Consider the following 19,348-nt stretch of genomic DNA (forward strand, 5'->3'; position numbering starts at 1 on the left):
GGCGATGTCACCACGAGTCGGGAGAAAGACGTGCGGACATTGGCCGTCGGCGGTCGACAACGACTTGCGGCGGGGCTCAACAAGATGGAGATCGGGAGATGCCGGGGGAACGCACGATAACAGTGGACCTTGATGGTGCCACCCTGGTGGTGCTGGCCGAGCAAGTGGGCCCGGCGCTGGTTGCCGACGACGAGGTCATTGCCAAGTTGGGGAAGGTCACCGAGTCCATCGAGCGGGTGAGCCGCCAAGTCCTCGACTCGGTCAAGAGGGCCGCACCCACCACGGCCAGCGTTGAGCTGGGGTTCAGTCTCGCCGTCGAGGCCGGACAGCTCGTGGCGCTCTTCGGCAAGGGCAAGGGGGAGGCGAGCATCGTTGTGAAGCTGGAGTGGTCGAAGGCAGCAGAAGCAGCGCAGGCTGGGTGATCCTATGGCACTTCCGGCCAATACCGTCTCCAAGCTGACAGGGGTGCTCAAGTCCTGCACCGCTCTGGTGCTGATCGACGGCAACCCTAGAGGTACTGCGTTCTTCATCAGTGAGAACCAGATTCTGACGTGCCAGCACGTTGTGAAGAACCGTGACGAGGTCGACGTTCGCCCATATCGGCGCAAGGTCCGCAAGGCGCGGGTCGTGGCACGCGAACCGGAGACTGGGCTCGACCTTGCCCTTCTCGAGGTCTCGCCGGATCCGGATGAGGACTCGCAGCCGTGTGTGCTGCTCGACGAACGGCTAGACGAGGCCGACTACTACCTCGCTGGCTACCCGAAGGAAATCGGCCTGGAACCTGGGTTGGAGGTTTTCAAGGTCGCGGGCCATCCTCGCGAGACGAGTGCGGGAGCCTTGCAGCAACTCCAGCTCGAGGCCGGAAAGCAGGTGACGTGGGGTCTGAGCGGCGGCCCGGTTCTCAACACCGCGACCGGGGCGGTCACAGCCGTGGTGCGATCGGCGAAAGACCCTCTGGGCGCCCTCGGCGGAGGGGCGATCCCGATCAGCAGGGCTACAGAAGCGTTTGAGCAGGTGCGGCAAGTGGTCAAGGAGCCGCCGCTGGCCGTGCGAAAGTGGCGCGACGCTTTAGGTAGGAATCTTTGGCAACAGCTCGGACGCGGCTGGGACATGCACGCCCGCGTCGACCTGATGGTGAGTGGCGCTCGCAACAAGTGGTGCATCACCACCGACCCGACCGGATCCCCCGGCCAGTACATCACCGGTCGTGATCTGGGTGACGACGTGACAGAAGCGATGTTCCGGTGGGCGCAGCGACGGCGGATCAGCGCTAGGGAGGAGGTGGACCTATTGGGCCGGCTGCTGGCTGGCGCCCTCTTTCCCTCCACAGTGGCATCCCACTTGAAGATACTCGGCAATGCCGACGAGGTGCTGGTGCGGCTGCATCTAGACCAGGACACCAACCTGGCCGACATTCCTTGGGAACTTGCCGCCGTTCCCGGCCAGGAGAAAAAGTTCCTTGCTGCGAACCCTAGGTATAGATTCGTCCGCGTCGTCGATGAAGCGGAACCCCCCGCGGCGCCGGTGGCAGACGCAGCACAGATCCGGGTACTCGGAGTCGTCGCACTTCCGCCGCGGTGGAAATTCCCAACCATCTATGAAGAGAGGCCCTACGAATGGCCAGACGTCACTGATGTCTGGGGCAGGCTGCGCGAGAGCATCGGCGGCGCGGGTTTTGAGCTAGTACAGCTCACGGACGCCGAGCCGTTCGAGCTGCGCAATGACCTCGAGACCGGATCCTTTGACGTATTGCACTATGTCGGGGTCGGGCGTATCGGTAAGAACGGCCAGGCGCAGCTCAGCATGGTCGACGCTGTCGAGGGCGACGGGACGTGGCAGAACGTCGACGAGGTGCTTGCCTGGGCTGCGGTCGGCGGCGTGCGGATGGTGCTTCTCGAATTCACCCTGCCACCGGCTGACCAGGTGGCTGAGGCAGTTTCTCCGAGCGCCCTCGGCGAAATGATCCAAGGCAGCATCAGCGCCGTCGTCTTCACCCGTTTTCCCGTTCACCCCCGCCAGTTTCAAAGCTTCAACCGAGGGTTCTACCGTCATCTCGGCCGAGGCGAGTCGGTGGAGACGGCCGTTCAACTCGGCCGTGGCATGCTCGAGCAGAACAAGTTCGTCGAGGACGCAGCCTGCTTTGGATGGTTCACGCTGGTAACGGGCCCCCAGTCGGACATCCGGTTAGTGCAGCCGCAGCCTGCACGACATCAGGACCGCAGCACGAAGCGTCCGCTCGAGGGGCAACCAGACGGTCAGAAGCAGGGGACCTGGGAATCTGCGGTGGTGAGAGATGAATTCAGTCGCTGATCTCATCCGACAAACGGCGGAGCGCCTACGGAGAGAGAGCGAGATCGACGCTGCGCTCGACAACGTGATTCAGGCTGCGCAGGCCCAGGTGGACCTGACCGAGGCGGCGACGACAGCTAGGCGCCTGCTGCGGGATCGTCTCCAGGCTCTCGAGGATGCCCGAGCCGAACTCTGGGAGCTGACGAAGAAACTCGGCCACCTGCGGGCGATCCTGCCGCACCGGGAGGAGGGCTGGCCAGAGGAGCGCGCGAAGCTGCGGTCGCTGTTGGAAACAGACCCGGCTGCAGGAGTCGCCGCATGGCTGCAGTACTGGTACGGGGCAGTGGGCGCATACCGATTGGACGCGCTTCGATGGCTCGTGCGGGATGTTCCGCTCCCCGCAGGGGCCGAGCTGCTGACCGAGCGCCTTGAAGTCGCTTCGAGCGCTCTTGAGCGGCGCGACTGGCAGCTCGCCGCCCCGATACTTGCCGTGGGCGCCGCCGGTCTGCGAGTCAAGCACCGCGACGTACTCGCATCGCGCACCCAGACGCACCTGCAACTGCTGTTGGCCAGAATCGCCCTCTCGACCGGCAGGCTGGACGAGGCAGCGGAACTCCTGCCGAAGGCTGAGGACGGGGATGCGGTAGCTGGATTCCTCGCGCTTCGAGCGCGATTGCACCGCCTTGTTGGCGACAAGGAAGAGGCGGGTTCGCTCCTCACGAGGGCGCAGGACTTCGACCAGGGCGACCTCGACGTCGTTGTCGAGCTGGTCCAACAGGCCCGTGAGGGCAGCCAGTTCGATGCGGCCTTAGAGGTTGCCAAAGTCGGTGTAGCGGCCCTTCCATCGCTGCTGGACATCGACAGCGACCTCGGACGCCTGCTCGCGCCGCCCGCCGAGCTGTGGATCGCGGTAGCCGACCGAGGGCTGCGAGAGGCCATGCCCGACCTCGCAGTGCGGGCCCTTGAGGAGGCGGAGAGGCTAGCCACCTGGGAAGAGCATGAGCTACGGGCCGCCATCGCCGAGCGTCAGGCGGAGGTGGCTATCTCACGTATCGACGGATTGAGCCGGCTGCTCCGTGCCGGTGACCACCGCCTGGCCGCGGGTGACGTCGAGCGGGCCCGAAACAACTTCGAGAAGGCGGTTGGCATCGATCTCGAGGGGGCGTCGGGTGAGGAAGGCAGCGATGAGGAGCGGAGACTGGAGAGTTCCGCGGCGATGCGCCTCGCCGACGCCGTGTCCGTGTCTTCCGCACTCAAGCCGTTGCGGCTGGTTCGCTCGGAGGTTGACGACGCCCTGCAGCGAATGACCGAGGCAAGAGCTTTCGACGACCTAGCGATCTCCGAGGCGTGGAGTTACCTGACCGAGGCTGATCTGCGCCTCAACCTGGCCCGGTCGGCGGAGGCGGAGGGAATAGACCAGATCTGGCGAGCGCTTCTCGCCGCGACTCGCGCCGTCGCGCTCGCGCCAGCCCAACCGCAGCGATGGGGCACGCTGGCCGAAGCCGCTAGGGCGTTGCGTTGCGACCACATGGCAGAGGTCTTCGCCCGGCACATGCGAGAACTCGACCCTGAGGCAGGCGCGCCGTATCACATTCCAGCCCTCGCCAACACCGGTCGCATCGAGGAGGCGATGCAGCTTTTGGGCGGGGCGACGGACCCATGGAGTGAGTGCGTCCGCGGCTACCTCCTGCTGCGGCAGGGCAATCCGGGAGAGACGGTTCACCTTCTCCGTGCTGTCACCATCGACCCCGCCTGGGGCTGGGCGCTGCACGCCCTCTTGACCGCATTGCTGCTGGAAAATCGGTACGAGGAGGCCGTCGCCGAAGGCGAGGTCGCTATGGCTGGCATCGTCGATCGGATCGATGAACACAACTTTTTGGACACGCTGGCTCAATTGGAGCAGTTCAGGGGTCGATTTGAGCGTGCTGCCGAGCTCGGCGAGCGATTGCTTGAGCTGGGACCGGATCTCGGGGGAGGCGACGAAGCCTCGAGCCTCGGCCAGACGCTTCTGCTGCGTGGCGAGCGTGACGCTGGCCTGAAGTTGCTGGGACAGGGGTTGTCGTCATATCGCGCCGGTCCCCTGGCGGACTGGGTGCGGGTGGAACGTCCGCGACTCGAGGCGCTGGCGCGCTGTCACCGAGTCGACCTCGGCGACCTGAAGTCACTCGAACCGATCGTTACCAAGAGACGCATGGAGTTGCAAAAACTTACCGATCCATTCGTGGAGTTGGCATCTGCCCCGGCGGCCCTCGCTGATCCGTCGGTCGTCGCTCACGCCCGAAAGCTGGCTAGTGCTCTGCTCTGCCTGGCGCAAGGTGACGAATCACGTACGGTCGAGGTGCTGGCGGAGGTCGATTCGGACTTCGCCTACGAGGTGGACAGCATTCGCAGTCACCTGCGTAATCTTGCCGCGCAGCGGCGACTGGAGGCGATGGCGGCGGAGGTGATTACTCTGTCGTGGGCGGGGATGCATGCAGACGCGGCTCCTCTTCTTGCCCGGCTGATCGACGAGGTGCCTTACCAGGTGGACACCCTTCTGAAAGAGCAGGCGAAGGCCACCTCCTCTCAGCTTCGGCCGGTTGCCGACGTCCTGGTCAAGCTGGCCGAGGATCCCCGGTATACCACGTCGGCAAGGAACGTACTTCTATGGCTCGATATGGGAGAGTTTGCCGTCGAGTCTCCCAACGCGGCGCCCGAGATTGTGCTCGAACTCCCCAGTTCGTGGTTCAAGGACTCCCAAGATCCTGTCAACGACCACGTGCTCTTTGTGCGGCACCTGCCAGAGTTGCGCCTGCGGCTCTCCTGGGAAGTACCGCGGGTGCGGGTTGTCGCCGACGGCGGGCTCGAGCCGGACGGCTACCGGATTTCGTTCGACGGTGAGCTCGTTGAGGACGCTCGGGTTGACCCCTCGGTCCGCTATTGCAGCACGGGTGCGCTCACGTTCATGCCATCCGACCTCCGCTCGCTCGCAAAGCAGGACGCTGCTCTCGACAGGTATGAGCTTCCGGCTCGGTCCGTCCTCGAAGAGGGCGGGCTTGCTGAGCTGCTAACAATGTCGGCCGTCGAGGTGGTTGTCCGACGTGTGGGCGAGGTCGCCAAGCAGGTGGCGGAGCGCGAAGGGGCGAACGGCTGACCGCCTGCCGACACGCGCCGGCGGGATGACGAGGTATCGAAGGCCAGCACTCGCCACAAAGTGGCGCCTTCCCCCTTCGGTTTCGACAAGAGGGTGGCTGTGAATCGAGAACACAGGCCTTTCGGAGGAGTGCGGTTCCGTCAGTGCCGTACATAGGGTGCTCGGGCGGCCTTCGGTCGACGCAGCCGGATCAATGGGGGAGGTACGGTGCCGAGCGCTACCACGGAGAAGCCGAGGATCGGTGACCTGGTCGCGGTGCGTGGCCAGCGGTGGGTGGTCAGCGACGTCCAGGACGGCGAGCACAGCAGCCTGGCCAGCCTGCAGAGCGTCGAGGACGGCCGCTACGGCCACACCCTCGACGTGATCTGGGAGGTCGAGCCCGGGCGGCAGGTGTTGCCCAGCGGCTCGCTACCCGAGGTCATCGAAGGCAAGTTCGACTCGCCGCAGCGGCTCGCCGCGTTCCTCGATGCCGTCCGCTGGTCGGCGGTCACCTCCGCCGACGTGAAGACGTTGCAGTCGCCGTTCCGCTCCGGTGTTGCGATCGAGGACTACCAGCTCGAGCCGGTCGCCCGTGCCGTCGACGCGCCCCGGGTCAACCTGCTGCTCGCCGACGACGTTGGCCTCGGTAAGACCATCGAGGCCGGCCTGGTCGCCCAGGAACTGCTGCTGCGCCACCGCGCCCGGCGCATCATGATCGTCTGCCCGGCCGGTCTGACCATCAAGTGGCGGGACGAGATGGCGGAGAAGTTCGGCCTCGACTTCACCGTCATCGACGCCGCGCTCTGCGCCAGCGTCCGCCGGACCCACGGCTCCGCGGCGAACCCGTTCGAGGTCTACCCGCTGAGCATCGTCAGCCTGCCGTGGCTGCGCGGGCAGAAGGCCCAGCGCCTCCTCGACGAGGTGCTGCCCGCGGACGAACCGACCTACCCGCGCACCTTCGACCTGCTCATTCTCGACGAGGCGCACCACGTCGCTCCCGCCGCGCCGAAGCAGATCTACGCGGTCGACTCGCAGCAGACCAAGCTGATCCGCCGACTCGCGCCGCACTTCACCCACCGGCTCTTCCTGTCGGCCACCCCACACAACGGTTACCAGGCGTCCTTCACCGCCCTGCTGGAAATCCTCGACAACCAGCGGTTCGCCCGTGGCGTGGAGCCCGACCAGTCGGCGGTGAAGGACACCGTCGTCCGCCGGCTCAAGCGCGACGTGGTCAACGCCGACGGCACGCCCCGCTTCGTGGAGCGGGTCGCCTCTGCGATCCCGGTCGCCTACCCCGAGAGCGAGCGGCAGATCCACGCTCTGCTGACCGAGTTCGCCGAGCTGCGGCGTAAGCGGCTGCACTCCCAGCGGGGCCGCAAGGCCACAGACCTGGTGACCCTGCTGCTCAAGAAGCGACTCTTCTCCAGCCCGGCCGCCTTCGCCCACACGGTGAGCGTCTACCTGGAGACGCTGAAGAGCCGCAAGGCTCCCGCCTCTCTGCCCGGCGGTGACGACGTGCCGGAGTGGATGGAGGACTTCTTCGACGACGTCGCCACCTACGACGACGAGCAACTCGCCGACGCCGAGGACGACGCGATCGGCCGGACCCGGCCGATGCAGCCGGACGCCACAACCGACGAGATGGCTCTGCTGGAGAAGATGCTCCAGTGGGCCGAGGCACACGAGGCGCAGCCCGACGCCAAGGCCCGCGAATTGATCACCTACCTGACCGCGGTCTGCAAGCCGGACGGCCGGCACTGGACCAACGAGCGCGTCGTGGTCTTCACCGAGTACCGCGACACGCAGATGTGGCTGGCCGAGCTCCTTCGCCAGGAGGGCCTGGCCGGGACGGCGCTCGCGCTGCTGCACGGCGGAACGCCGACCGACGACCGGGAGCAGCTCCGGCTGGCCTTCCAGACCGACCCCACCGAGCAGCCGGTACGCATCCTGCTCGCCACCGATGCCGCCAGCGAGGGCATCGACCTGCAGAAGCACTGCCACCGCCTGGTGAACTACGACATCCCGTTCAACCCGAACAAGCTGGAGCAGCGCATCGGCCGGGTCGACCGGTACGGCCAGACCACCGCCCCCGACATCCGGCACTTCGTCGGCACCGGCTTCGGCAGGGCCGTCGACTCGTACGAGGCGGACCTGGAGTTCCTGTCCCGGGTCGCCACCAAGGTCGCCCGGATGGAGGCTGACCTCGGCTCGGTCAACGCTGTCCTGGCCGAGGCCGTGCAGCGCCGCATGCTCGGCGAGCAGGTCAACGTGGACGTCGACAAGGCAGGCAAGAGTAAGAACAGCCGCAGCCTCCCCACGGAGGCCAACCTGCGCGAGCAGGTCGTCCGGCTCCGCGCTGACCTGGACAAGACCGTCGAGGAACTGGGCATCACGCCGGTCGCCGTCAAACGGGTCGTCGACACCGCGCTGGAACTGGCCCGCCAGCAGCCGCTGACCCGGCACCTCGACGACAAGCACCTGGTCGACGGCCTCTACACCGTCCCGCCGCTCACCGGCTCCTGGCAGCGGGCCACCGCAGGGCTGACCGCCAAGCTGCAGCGCGACGACGAGCCGCCCCGACAACTGCCGGTCACCTTCGACTCGATGGTCGCCAAGGGCGAGGACGACATCGTGCTGGCCCACCTCAACCACCCGCTGGTCGCCATGTCGACCCGGCTGCTGCGTGCCGCCGTCTCCAACCCCGACATCGGCCTGCACCGGGTCGCCGCCGTGGTCAGCGACGACCCGGCGCTGGAGGACGTCCTGGTCGGGGCGTACTCGCGGTTCGTGCTCGTCGGCGCCGACGGCATCCGGTTGCACGAAGAGGTCCTCTACGCCGGCGGCTGGGCACCCGAGCAGGGCCGGTTCCGCCGGCTGGAGAACCTGGGCACCCTCGGCGGCATCCTCGACCGGGCCCTCACCAGCAGCACCTCAGCATCCCCACTGGTCCAGGCCCGTCTCGCCGAGCGGTGGCCGCGGATCGCCGACGGCCTTGTTGCCGCCATCGACTGGCGCTCCAACACCCGGCAGGAGGCGTTGGCGCGAAAGCTCGACCAGCGGCAGAAGGCCGAAGAAGAGCGCATCAAGCACAACCTCGACCAGTTCGCCGCAACTCTGGAGAGCGCGCTCAAGGCACCCGAGGCCCCAGAAGAAGGCGATGAGGGTCAAGAGTCTTTCTTCACCCGAGTTCAGCTCGACGCGATGAGCAAGAGCAAGGAAGAACTGGCCCAGTACCGCAAGGACCGTCAATCCTGGGAGGAACGCTTGCCGGCCCTGGAAGCCGAGCGCGACCGCGAACTCGACGCCGTCGCCGCCCGCTACCGCGATCCGAAGCCGCACCGGTTCCCGGTGGCCGTGGTCTTCGTCGTACCGAAGCGGGAGGCGACCCGATGAGCCGCAACTTCCGACGCCCGCCCGCCCCCGACGGCGCCGAGCAGCACCGCAACTGGCTGAGCCTGGTCGAGGTCAGCGGCCCGTTCCTCAGCCTGCCGGTGCTCCGCGCCACCTGGCCGACCCTCGACACCCTCGACAAGAAGCAGCGCGAGCGGCTGCGGCAGGAGCACGCCACCTGGCAGGCCGACACCGCTATGGGCCAGCAGACCTGGATCGGGTACGTGCTGCGCGACCTGCTCGGCTGGGGCGACACCCTGCACGAGGACGCCCTCGACGCCCTCGCGCACACCGTCGCCGAGCACGACACCGAGCTGCGCCCGTCGTTCGCGCTGGTCGAGCCGGGCGAGGAGGTCAAGTCCGACACCGTACGGCTGCTCGGTGTGGTCTGCCCGGCCGGCAGCCAGCCGACCGCCCGGATCCGCGACTCGGCGTGGGCCGCGACGCCGGTCGACCGGCTCGCCCACCTGTGCCGGCATCACAACATCGAGTTGGGCCTCGCCACCGACGGTCGCTGGTGGACATTCGTCTGGGCGCCGCGCGGCGGCGTCACCACCACTGCGGTCTTCGACGTGGTTGGTTGGCCGGAGGCGGCCGAGCGTGACGTGGTCCGCGCCTTCGTATCGTTGCTGTCCCGGCAGCGCTTCTTCGGCGTCCCCGACGACGAGCGGCTGGTCCCGCTGCTGCGGGCGAGTCTTGGCAGCCAGGAGGAGATCACCGAGGCGCTCGGTGTCCAGGTCCGCCGGGCCGTCGAGCTGCTGGTGGCGGCGATGGGCCGCATCGACGTCCGGGACCGGGAACTCGGCGGGCGCGGCCTCCAGGACGTCGACGCGCACGACGTCTACCGCGGTGCGGTCGCGGTGATGATGCGGATCGTCTTCCTGCTCTTCGCCGAGGAGCGCAAGCTCCTGCCCGCCGACAACGAGCTGTACGCCACGGCGTACTCGGCCGGGCGGCTCTGCGCCGAGCTGGAGCAGCGGGTGATCGAGGGCAGCGAGGAGGACCTGGAGCACAGCGCCGCCGCCTGGCACCGGCTCCTCGCCCTGTTCAACGCGGTCTACCGGGGCGTTGACCACCCCCGGCTCACCATGCACGGCCACGACGGGTCGCTCTTCGACCCGGGCGCCACGCCTTGGCTGCCACTGACCATTGATGACCGCACCGTGCTGCACATGCTCCGAGCCGTGCAGTACGTCGAGATCGGCACCGGTAAGTCGCGGGAGCGCCGTACGCTCAGCTTCCGCGCCCTCGACGTGGAGCAGATCGGGTACGTCTACGAGGGCCTGCTCTCCTTCGAGGGCTTCCGCGCCGAGGACGTGACGGTCGGGCTGATCGGCAAGGAAGGGCTGGAGGAGGAGGTCCGGCTCGCCGACCTGGAGGCTATCGCCTGGCAGGTTGACGACGTGCCAGCGCTGGCCAAGGCGCTGGCTGAGAAGTACAAGGACTCGAAGATCGGCTCCGTCGCGGCGTTGACCAAGCGGCTGGCATCGCTCGACGGGCCGGAGCGTGAGGAGGCACGCAAGAAGCTACTCGCCGTCACCGGCGGCGACTACCCGCTCTCCGAACGACTGCTGCCGTTCGTCGGGATCATCCGTGAGGACCTGCGGGGCCTGCCTGTGGCGATCCTGCCCGGGGCGCTCTTCGTCACGGAGTCCGCCCTGCGAAAAAACACCGGCACCCACTATACCCCTCGGAAGCTTGCGCAGGATGTTGTGGAAGGTGCACTGGAGCCGCTGGTCTACGAGCCGGGCCCGTTGCAGACCGCCGACAAGTCGCAGTGGAAGGCGAAGTCCAGCAAGGAGATCCTCGCGCTCAACGTCGCCGACATCGCCATGGGGTCCGCGGCCTTCCTGGTTGCTGCGGCCCGTTACCTGGCCGTGCACCTGATCGAGGCGTGGTCGCGGGAGGGGGATGACCGGGCGCTCCCCCACCAGCAGCGTGGGATCGACCGGCCGGTGGATGCCGACGAGGACCCGCTGGTCATCGAGGCGCGCCGGCAGATCATCGAGCACTGCTTGTACGGGGTGGACATCAACCCCATGGCCGTCGAGATGGCGAAGCTGTCGCTCTGGCTGGTCTCCATGGACCCACAACGCCCCTTCACTTTCCTCGACGACCGCCTGGTCGCCGGCGACTCGCTCCTTGGCATCACCTCGCTTGAGCAGCTCGAATACATGCACCTGGACCCCAAGAAGGGGCGGGCGCTGCACGAGGACACTCTTCACGGTTTCACCTCTGGAGTTCGGTCCCTCGTGGCCGAGGTCGCCGACGACCGCCGCGCCATCGGGAGGATCACCCTCGGCGATGATCCGATGGCAGCGCTCAGCAAGAAGCGCGAGCTGCTTGAGATCGCAAAGGCAAAGGCGGAGCCCTTCAGTCTCTTCGCGGACCTGACGGTCGGTGCTGTGCTGGCCTACGCCAGCAGGGGCGAGCGAGGCCTCGGCGCGGGAGCTGTCGAGGCCGCCAAGCTCGCCAACGACGTCGCCTCCGGCTCTGGCAAGCAACCAGTCGAGGAGCAGCGGACGAGATGGCTCGCCACCGATCACGTTCCGGGCTCCTTCGACCGCAGGCCCCTGCACTGGCCGCTCGTCTTTCCTGAGGTCTTCGAGCGCGGCGGCTTCGATGCGATCATCGGCAACCCGCCGTTCCTCGGCGGACAGAAGTTGACCGGCGCATTGGGTACGGCCTACCGCGAGCTCTTGGTCAACGGGCTCGGCCGCGGCGCCCGGGGTAGCGCCGACCTGGTCGCCTACTTCGTCCTCCGGGCCCACGACCTCCTCAACCCCTCGGGCCAGACTGGCCTTATCGCCACCAACACGCTTGCACAAGGCGACACGCGCGAGGTGGGCCTCGACCAGGTCGTTGCTGACGGAACTTCCATTCGGCAGGCGATCAAGAGCAAGCCCTGGCCGTCCAAATCGGCAGTGCTGGAGTACTGCGCCATATGGACAAGTCGCCGCCGGCTCGACGAAAGGGCCGAGCATCGTTCCAACGGGATCGTCGTTGCGGGAATTACTCCTTCGCTTGACCCCGCCTCCCGTGTGGCGGGTAACCCGAACCGGCTTGCCGCCAACTCGGCGATGGCATTCGTAGGCTCGTACATCCTTGGCATGGGTTTCACTATGGAGCCGCCTGCTGCTGCTGCTCTGATTGGAAGAGACAAGCGCAATGAGGACGTTCTCTTCCCCTATCTGAATGGGCAGGATCTAAACTCCCGCCCCGACTGCTCGGCAAGTCGCTGGGTAATCAACTTTCATGACTGGAGCGAAGACAGGGCGAAGTCGTATGTCGATTGCTACGACCAGGTGGTACGGCTCGTTAAGCCTGAGCGCGAACGGAACAATGACAGGCGGCGTCGCGAGATTTGGTGGCGCTTCACGCGCCCCGCGCCTGAACTGTATTCCTCGATCGCGGGTCTTGGGCGAGTTGTTGCCATCGCTCGGGTGAGCAAGACCGTCATGCCCGTGCTTGTGGGAACCGGTCAAGTTTTCTCCATCGACTTGAACGTCTTCGCGACGGATGACGCGGCGATGTTGGCATTGCTGTCGAGTGCGCCCCACTATTGGTGGGCAGTCAGCCGGGCGTCGTCGATGAAGGCGGATCTCCGCTACACACCATCGGACGTGTTCGAGACGTTCGCGTTGCCAGAGTTGACGGCAGAGATGCGCGAACTCGGGGATCGGCTGGACACGTACCGCCGGGACGTGATGTTGAGCCGGCACGCCGGCCTGACGGCGACCTACAATCTGGCTTTCGATCCGGGATGCCGGGACGAGGACATCGTGGAGCTGCGGCGCGCGCACCGTGAGATCGACGAGGCGGTCTGCTGCGCCTATGGGTGGGATGACCTGGTTGCGCTAGGGCTCGACCACGGATTCCACAAGGCCGGCGCCTACACCCGCTACACCGTTGGCCCTGCCGTTCAGCGCGAGATTCTCGACCGGCTGCTGGAGCTGAACCATCAACGCTACGCAGAGGAAGTCGAAAAGGGCCTGCACGACAGGAAGACCGGCCGCAAGGCGAAGGCCGCGGAAGGGACGTTGTTCTGATGGTCGACGTACAGGGAGGTCTCTTCCCGCATCCGCGCGGCGAGCAGCAGGCGCTCACGATGCCCGGCAGGGACGACGCCGACCAGCAGGCACTGATCCAGCCGCTCGACGTGCCGCAGACGTTCCCCGAAGCCACCTCGTACCAGGTGCGGGATGAGCTGGAGGAGTTGATCGGGCGGGACTTGCTCGGGCCGTGGGACGGCGAGCACGAGGAGTTCCGCCCCGGCGCGATGGGCCCGCGCGAGCGCTACCTCGTCGGCATGCTGGGCCCGAAGCAGCGCCCGCGCTCCGACCGCCGCGAGGCGGCCGAGGTCGCGGACGTGGACGCCGCCGTCCAGGGCGACGGCAGCGAGGCCGAGCTGCCTGAGGTCGTCACCCCGCAGAACCTCGGCAAGATGTGGGCCTCCTCCATGGGCCTGTCGTTCGCCGTTCCCGGCGACGTCGACGTCCTGTCGGTGACCGCCGACTGGGGCCGCTACGACCTGCGCGAGTCCGAGGACGAGAAGGGCAAGAAGCGCCGGGTCTGGTTCCGCGAGCCGGTGTCGTACCGGAAGGAAGTCCGCCTCGACGGCGAGACGTCCTACCGGATGCCGCTGACGGTCCCCGACGAGGACGACCCGGGCGTGCACCTGGCCGTCGAGGTCCGGCCGCGCAACGGCGGCCGGGTGGTGCAGCTCGCCCTGATCAATACGCAGATGGAGGCGACCAGCAACGGCGACACCGCCTGGCTCTTCCAGACCGCCCTCACCGTGACCGCGCTGGACGGCGACGCCGCCGTCTTCCTGCCGATTGATGACCCGCTCGACGGCGTGCGGGGCGTTGACGACGACCAGGAGGAGACGCACCTGCGGCTGCTCTACCGGTCGCAGCGCCGCTACGCCGCAGGCCGCAACGTGGCCGTGCACCCATCGGTGCGTGACGGCGAGCGGTGGGCGCACCAGCTCGTCACCACCTGGCTGCCCACCTACAACGTGCCGGCGACCGTCGCCCAGGTCGGCAAGGGCTCCGGCCTGGCCGGCGTGGAGCTGTCCATGGACGCCCTCGCCGCCGCCGACATCGACCGGCTGCGCACCGGGCTCGCGCCGCTGGCCGATGGGTACGAGGCATGGCTGGACGACGAGGAAGCGAAGATCCCCGGCCTGCCGGAGCCGCTCCGCAACGCTGCCGAGGCTGCGGTGTTCACCGCGCGTCGGGCCGCCGAGCGGATCCGCGCCGGCATCGCGCTGCTCACCAACCCGGAGGCCGACAAGCACGCCGACGCCCTCGCCGCGTTCCGGTTCGCCAACGAGGCGATGGCGCTGCAACGCCGGCACAGCGAGGTCGGCCGCCTCCGCGAGGACAAGGGCCTGTCGTACGCCGAGGCCAAGGCCGCCATCGACGGACGCGGCACGGCCGCCGCTTCCTGGCGTCCCTTCCAGCTCGCGTTCGTGCTGCTCAACCTGCCGTCCATCACCGATCCGGCGCACCCCGAGCGGGCTGCTAACCGGGACGCCACCGTCGACCTGCTGTTCTTCCCCACCGGTGGTGGCAAGACCGAGGCGTACCTCGGGCTGACCGCGTTCGCCTTCGCCATCCGCCGACGCCAGGGCGTGATCGGCGCTGGCGCGGACGCCCGCAGCGGTGAGGCCGGCGTCGCCGTGCTCATGCGCTACACGCTGCGGCTGCTCACCGCTCAGCAGTTCCAGCGGGCCGCCGCCCTGGTCTGCGCCGCCGAGGTGCTGCGCCGCAAGAACGAACGCAGCTGGGGGACCGAGCCGTTCCGGATCGGCCTCTGGGTCGGCGGCGGGGTGTCGCCGAACTGGTACAACGACGCCGCCGAGCAGATCGCCGAGGCACGCGAGGCGGGCAACGGCAAGTTCACCAACGTCCTCCAGACCCTGAGCTGCCCCTGGTGCGGCTCCAAGCTGCGCGCCGAGCGGGACCTGGTCAGCAAGGACGACCTGCGCCGCGTCTTCCTCTACTGCCCCGAGGCCGAGGGCACCGACGCGTGCCCGTTCTCCCGGACCCGCTCGCCCGAGGGCCTGCCGATCCTCACCGTCGACGAGGAGATCTACCGGTACGCCCCCAGCCTGGTCATCGCCACCGTCGACAAGCTCGCCCAGCTGCCGTGGCGCGGCTTCGCCGGCCTGCTCTTCGGCCGGGTCCGCGAACGCTGCCCCCGGCACGGCTACCGGCACGACGACCTCGACGCCCGGACCGGCTGCGGCGCCCGGCACAACAAGAAGGGCAAGCTGGAGGCCGCCACCAGCCGGCCGGTGATCCGGCTGCGGCCGCCGGATCTGATCATCCAGGACGAACTGCACCTCATCTCCGGGGCGCTCGGCACCACGGTCGGCCTCTTCGAGGCGGCCGTCGACCAACTCTGCACCTGGCCACTGCCCGGAGGCGGCGAGGCCGGGCCGAAGATCGTCGCCTCTACGGCGACCACCAAGCGGGCTCGCGAGCAGGTGCTCGGGGTCTTCGGCCGTGACCTGGCCGTCTTTCCGCCGCCGGTCATCGACATCACCGACACGTTCTTCAGCCGGCAGGTGCCGGTCACCGTCGACAACCCGGGCCGCCGTTACCTGGGCGTCTGCGCCCATGGCATCCGAATGAAGTCCGCCGAGATCCGGATCGCGGAGATCCTGCTGCTCGCCGGGCAGACCCTCATCGACCGGTACGGCCAGCCGGCCGACCCGTACCTGACCACGGTCGGCTACTTCAACGCCACCCGCGAGCTCGCCGGGATGCGGCGCATCCTCGACGACCAGGTCGCCACCCGGGTCCGCTCCCACGGCCGGCGAAAGGGCCTCTCCGACCGGCTCGTCGGCACCCAGATGCTCAACGTCCAGGAGCTGACCTCCCGGATCTCCTCCGGCGACATCAGCGACGTGCTCAAGCGGCTGGAGATCGGCTTCGACCCGGAGCTCGACACCTCCGCCCGCCGGCGGGCGATCCTCGACGACGCGCGGGAGGCGTACAAGTCGAAGACGGCGTCCAACCCACGGCCGGCGCTGCACCCGGTCAGCGACCGGTTCTACAAGCGGCAGAACGAGGGACAGGTTCCCGTCGACGCGGTGCTGGCCACCTCGATGCTCCAGGTCGGCGTGGACGTGTCCCGCTTCGGCCTGATGGTGGTGACCGGGCAGCCGAAGAACACCGCCGAGTACATCCAGGCGTCCTCCCGGGTCGGCCGGGATGCCAAACGACCCGGTCTGGTGATCACCCTCTACAACTGGACCCGGCCCCGGGACCTCGCCCACTACGAGGACTTCGAGTACTACCACGCCACTTTCTACCGCCAGGTGGAGGCGCTGTCGGTCACCCCGTACACCCGGCGGTCGCTGGACCGCAGCACGACCGCGACCCTGGTCGCGGCCATGCGCAACGCGGAGGAAGCATTCTCCCGCAACACCGACGCCCAGGACGTGCCGCTCGACGGGCCGGAGGTGCAGCAGGTCTTCGACCGGTTCCTGAAGCGGGCCGAGGCGATCGCCGGTGAGCGGGGCCGCGACTACCTCCAGGAGCGGATCAACCGGCTCAAGGATCTGTGGAACGAGCGGAAGACTGGCGCGGTCCGGCTCGGCTACGACAAGGGCACGTTCAAGCAACAACAGCTCAATGGCCTGCTGGTCAAGGCGAGCGGCGAGCGGTGGACCGACCTGACGGTCGGGCAGTCCATGCGGGAGACCGAGAACGAGATCAACCTGGTGCTGCCGGCTGGCGGGGAACTCTTCACCGCGCAGTACGGCGCGCCGGACTGGTCGTTCGGGGCGCCGACCGACGACACCAGGGACGAGGACCTCCCCGACGGGGACGAGATGGGCGAGTCGACCCTCGCGGGGAAGGGGAACTGATGGCGGGCAGACACTTCCGGCGGGTCGGCTCGGTGCGACCCAGCCACCTGATGTTCACCACCGGCGTCGGCGCGATCGTCGACCTGCCGAACTTCTCGGTCCTCGTACGCGGGCTCGACGACTGGAACCACTCGGCCGTCCCCGACTGGGTGCCGATTGTCGAACCCCGGCTGCTGGCGGCCGTCAAGAACCTGCTGGGCAAGCCGTCCATCAAGGAACTGCGCCCCGCGCCCTGGATCGACGGCGTCGACCAGGACCCGAACGGACCGGCCGCCAAGGTCGGTGTGCCGATCGTGCCGTTCCCCGGCTGGCTGCGCTGCACCATCTGCGACGAGCTGGCGCCGATCGAGTCGACGATCTTCGGCTTCGAGAACGCCAAGCCCCGCAAGCCGCACGAGGCCAAGTTCTTCCACACCTCGTGCACCCGGAAGAAGTCGGGCAAGCCGATGGCCGTGGCCGCCCGGTTCGTGCTCGCCTGCACCGCCGGGCACCTCGACGACTTCCCGTACGCCCACTTCGTCCACCAGGGCGGCACCTGCCCCAACGCGAGCCACCCGAAGCTGAAGATGGACGACCGTGGCGGCAACCTCGGCGCCAACGTCGAGATCAAGTGCGTGCCCTGCGGCGCCCGCCGCAACATGAAGGAGGTGCTCGGCCCGCGCGGTCCGGAGAAGCTGCCGCGCTGCCGGGGCCGCCACGCGCACCTGGGCAGCTTCGAGGCGGGCTGCACCGCGGAGCTGAAGCTGCTGATCGTCGGCGCGTCCAACCAGTGGTTCGCGCAGACGCTCTCCGCGCTGGCCGTGCCGCGCACCGGCGCGAGCGAGTTGCAGGCAAAGGTGGAGCAGCACTGGAAGCCTTCCCTGGAAGGCGTTCCCGGCGTCGAGATGCTGCCCTACCTGCGGACCGTCGTCCCAGCGCTGCGGGAGTTCGATCGGTGGACCGACCAGGAGATCTGGGCCGCCATCGAGCGGCACCGCGAAGGTCCCAAGGGCGACGAGGAGCAGAAGGGCTACCCTGACCTGCACACCCCGGAGTGGGAGATCTTCTCCGCCGCGCAACTGCCACCGGCCACCGACGACTTCACGCTGCGCCGCGACCCGAACGGGGTGCCCGGGGAGCTGAAGGAGCTCTACGCCGACGTGATCCAGGCCGAGCGGCTGCGCCAGGTCCGGGCGCTGGTCGGCTTTACCCGGCTCGACGCCCCCGACCCGATGGACCCCGACCTCGTGACCCGGGCGCCGCTGGGCAAGGCCACCCCGACCTGGGTGCCGGCCAGCGAGGTACGCGGCGAGGGCATCTTCCTCCGCCTGCCCGAGAACCTGCTGTCCGAGTGGGAGGAGCGGGTCACCGACACCGAGTGCATGCAGGAGCACCGCGACGCGTACGCCCGGTTCCGGCAGAACCGCTACTCCGGGCGGATCTCAGGGGCGTTCGAGCCGATGAAGCACTGGCCGGGCGAGCGGTACATCGCGCTGCACACCCTGTCGCACCTGCTGATCCGAACCATCGCCCTGGAATGCGGCTACAGCTCGGCCAGCCTGTCGGAGCGTATCTACGCCGGCACGCCGGACGACCCCCGCACTGGCATCCTCGTCTACACGGCGGTGCCGGACGCCGAGGGGACGCTCGGTGGGTTGGTGTCGCTCGCCGAGCACGACTCGCTGGTCCGGCTCACCCGACGGGCGCTCGCCGACGCCAGGCACTGCTCGTCGGATCCGCTCTGCGCCGAACGGCTGCCCCAGGACCCGGCGGACTTCCTCCACGGTGCCGCCTGCCACGTCTGCCTCTTCGTCTCCGAGACGACCTGCGAACGCGGCAACCGGTTCCTGGACCGGCGGTTCGTCGTACCGATCGACAAGCCGGACCTGGCGCTCTTCCCCGAGCTGCCATGACCTGGCACCCGGCCTTCGAGGCGGCGGCCGAGGCCGCGGTGAACCGGCTGGGTCCGGGACACCTGCGGGTGCTGGCCGACCGCCTCGGCGACGGCTCGCCAGAACAGGCCGTCCGGCACGCCGTCCCGGTGCCCGGCTTCGCCGAGGCGGCCGGGGCGGTGCTGGCCGCCCAGCGCGCCTCGGGGCTGCCAGGCGTGGAGGCGGCGGCCTACCTGCGAGGGCTGGCCGCCGGGCACGCGCAGCGGTCGGCGGCGGTACGGATCGAGTCGGTGTGGAGCGGGCCGAGCACCCATCCGGTGCCGGTCCGCGCCACCGCCCAGGTGCTGGTCGACCTGGTCGCGGAGGCCCACGCCGAGCTGCTGCTGATGACGTACTCCGCCAAGCCCTACCCACCGTTGCTGGCGGCGCTGACGACGGCGGTCGCCCGCGGAGTGGCCGTGACCGTCGTCGTCGAGACACTGGCCGGAGCCGGCGGAGCGCTGAACGGCGCGGAACCCGCCGCTGCCTTCGCGAACCTGCCCGGCGTCCAGTTATGGCACTGGCCGGTCGAGCGGCGGACCGAGGATCACGCCAAGATGCACGCGAAAATCGCCGTCGCCGATCGCCGGGTGCTGCTGGTGTCCAGCGCCAACCTCACCCAGTCCGGTGTCAACCGCAACATCGAGGCGGGGCTGCTGGTACGCGGCGGCACGGCACCCCAGCGAGCGGCTGAGCACATCGCGGAGCTGCAGACCCGCGGGGTGCTGGCCCGGCTCCGGACGTCCGCGCAGGGGTGGTGAA

The 19,348-nt window shown here is 68.3% G+C and carries 8 protein-coding genes; all 8 read left to right on the forward strand.

The window, feature by feature from the left end:
• The first annotated feature begins 98 nt into the window (after positions 1-98).
• The 8 genes from EV384_RS20050 (at position 99) to drmC (ending at position 19,347) form a co-directional block, all read left to right on the forward strand.
• Positions 99-422 carry a CU044_2847 family protein gene (locus EV384_RS20050; protein WP_130335526.1) on the forward strand — a complete coding sequence of 108 codons (324 nt, stop codon included), beginning with the start codon at positions 99-101 and terminating at the stop codon, positions 420-422.
• Positions 423-426: 4 nt separating this feature from the next.
• A complete protein-coding gene (locus EV384_RS20055) occupies positions 427-2,310 on the forward strand; it encodes a S1 family peptidase (protein ID WP_130335528.1) in 1,884 nt (627 codons plus the stop codon).
• Positions 2,294-5,422 (forward strand): tetratricopeptide repeat protein, encoded by a 3,129-nt coding sequence (locus EV384_RS20060; protein WP_130335530.1) that lies wholly within the window; start codon positions 2,294-2,296, stop codon positions 5,420-5,422. Before EV384_RS20055 ends, EV384_RS20060 begins: the two co-directional genes overlap by 17 nt.
• A gap of 207 nt (positions 5,423-5,629) precedes the next feature.
• Positions 5,630-8,794: a DISARM system SNF2-like helicase DrmD gene (drmD, locus tag EV384_RS20065; protein ID WP_130335532.1), complete on the forward strand. Its 3,165-nt coding sequence runs from the start codon at positions 5,630-5,632 to the stop codon at positions 8,792-8,794.
• Positions 8,791-12,840: an Eco57I restriction-modification methylase domain-containing protein gene (locus tag EV384_RS20070; RefSeq protein WP_130335534.1), complete on the forward strand. Its 4,050-nt coding sequence runs from the start codon at positions 8,791-8,793 to the stop codon at positions 12,838-12,840. The genes drmD and EV384_RS20070 overlap by 4 nt, the downstream gene beginning before the upstream one ends.
• Entirely contained in the window at positions 12,840-16,676 is a 3,837-nt protein-coding gene (gene drmA, locus EV384_RS20075; RefSeq protein ID WP_130335536.1) for a DISARM system helicase DrmA, read from the forward strand. Before EV384_RS20070 ends, drmA begins: the two co-directional genes overlap by 1 nt.
• A complete protein-coding gene (gene drmB, locus EV384_RS20080; protein ID WP_130335538.1) occupies positions 16,676-18,568 on the forward strand; it encodes a DUF1998 domain-containing protein in 1,893 nt (630 codons plus the stop codon). Before drmA ends, drmB begins: the two co-directional genes overlap by 1 nt.
• Positions 18,565-19,347, forward strand: a complete 783-nt coding sequence (gene drmC, locus EV384_RS20085) for a DISARM system phospholipase D-like protein DrmC (protein ID WP_130335540.1) — start codon at positions 18,565-18,567, stop codon at positions 19,345-19,347. Before drmB ends, drmC begins: the two co-directional genes overlap by 4 nt.
• The last annotated feature ends 1 nt before the right edge of the window (position 19,348 follow it).

Source organism: Micromonospora kangleipakensis (assembly GCF_004217615.1).
Taxonomy (GTDB): domain Bacteria; phylum Actinomycetota; class Actinomycetes; order Mycobacteriales; family Micromonosporaceae; genus Micromonospora; species Micromonospora kangleipakensis.

Bases quoted from the DNA above. Each gene is read 5' to 3' on its own strand.
- EV384_RS20060 (WP_130335530.1), top strand. From the start codon at position 2,294: ATGAATTCAGTCGCTGATCTCATCCGACAAACGGCGGAGCGCCTACGG.
- drmB (WP_130335538.1), top strand. From the start codon at position 16,676: ATGGCGGGCAGACACTTCCGGCGGGTCGGCTCGGTGCGACCCAGCCAC.
- EV384_RS20055 (WP_130335528.1), top strand. From the start codon at position 427: ATGGCACTTCCGGCCAATACCGTCTCCAAGCTGACAGGGGTGCTCAAG.
- drmA (WP_130335536.1), top strand. From the start codon at position 12,840: ATGGTCGACGTACAGGGAGGTCTCTTCCCGCATCCGCGCGGCGAGCAG.
- EV384_RS20070 (WP_130335534.1), top strand. From the start codon at position 8,791: ATGAGCCGCAACTTCCGACGCCCGCCCGCCCCCGACGGCGCCGAGCAG.
- drmC (WP_130335540.1), top strand. From the start codon at position 18,565: ATGACCTGGCACCCGGCCTTCGAGGCGGCGGCCGAGGCCGCGGTGAAC.
- EV384_RS20050 (WP_130335526.1), top strand. From the start codon at position 99: ATGCCGGGGGAACGCACGATAACAGTGGACCTTGATGGTGCCACCCTG.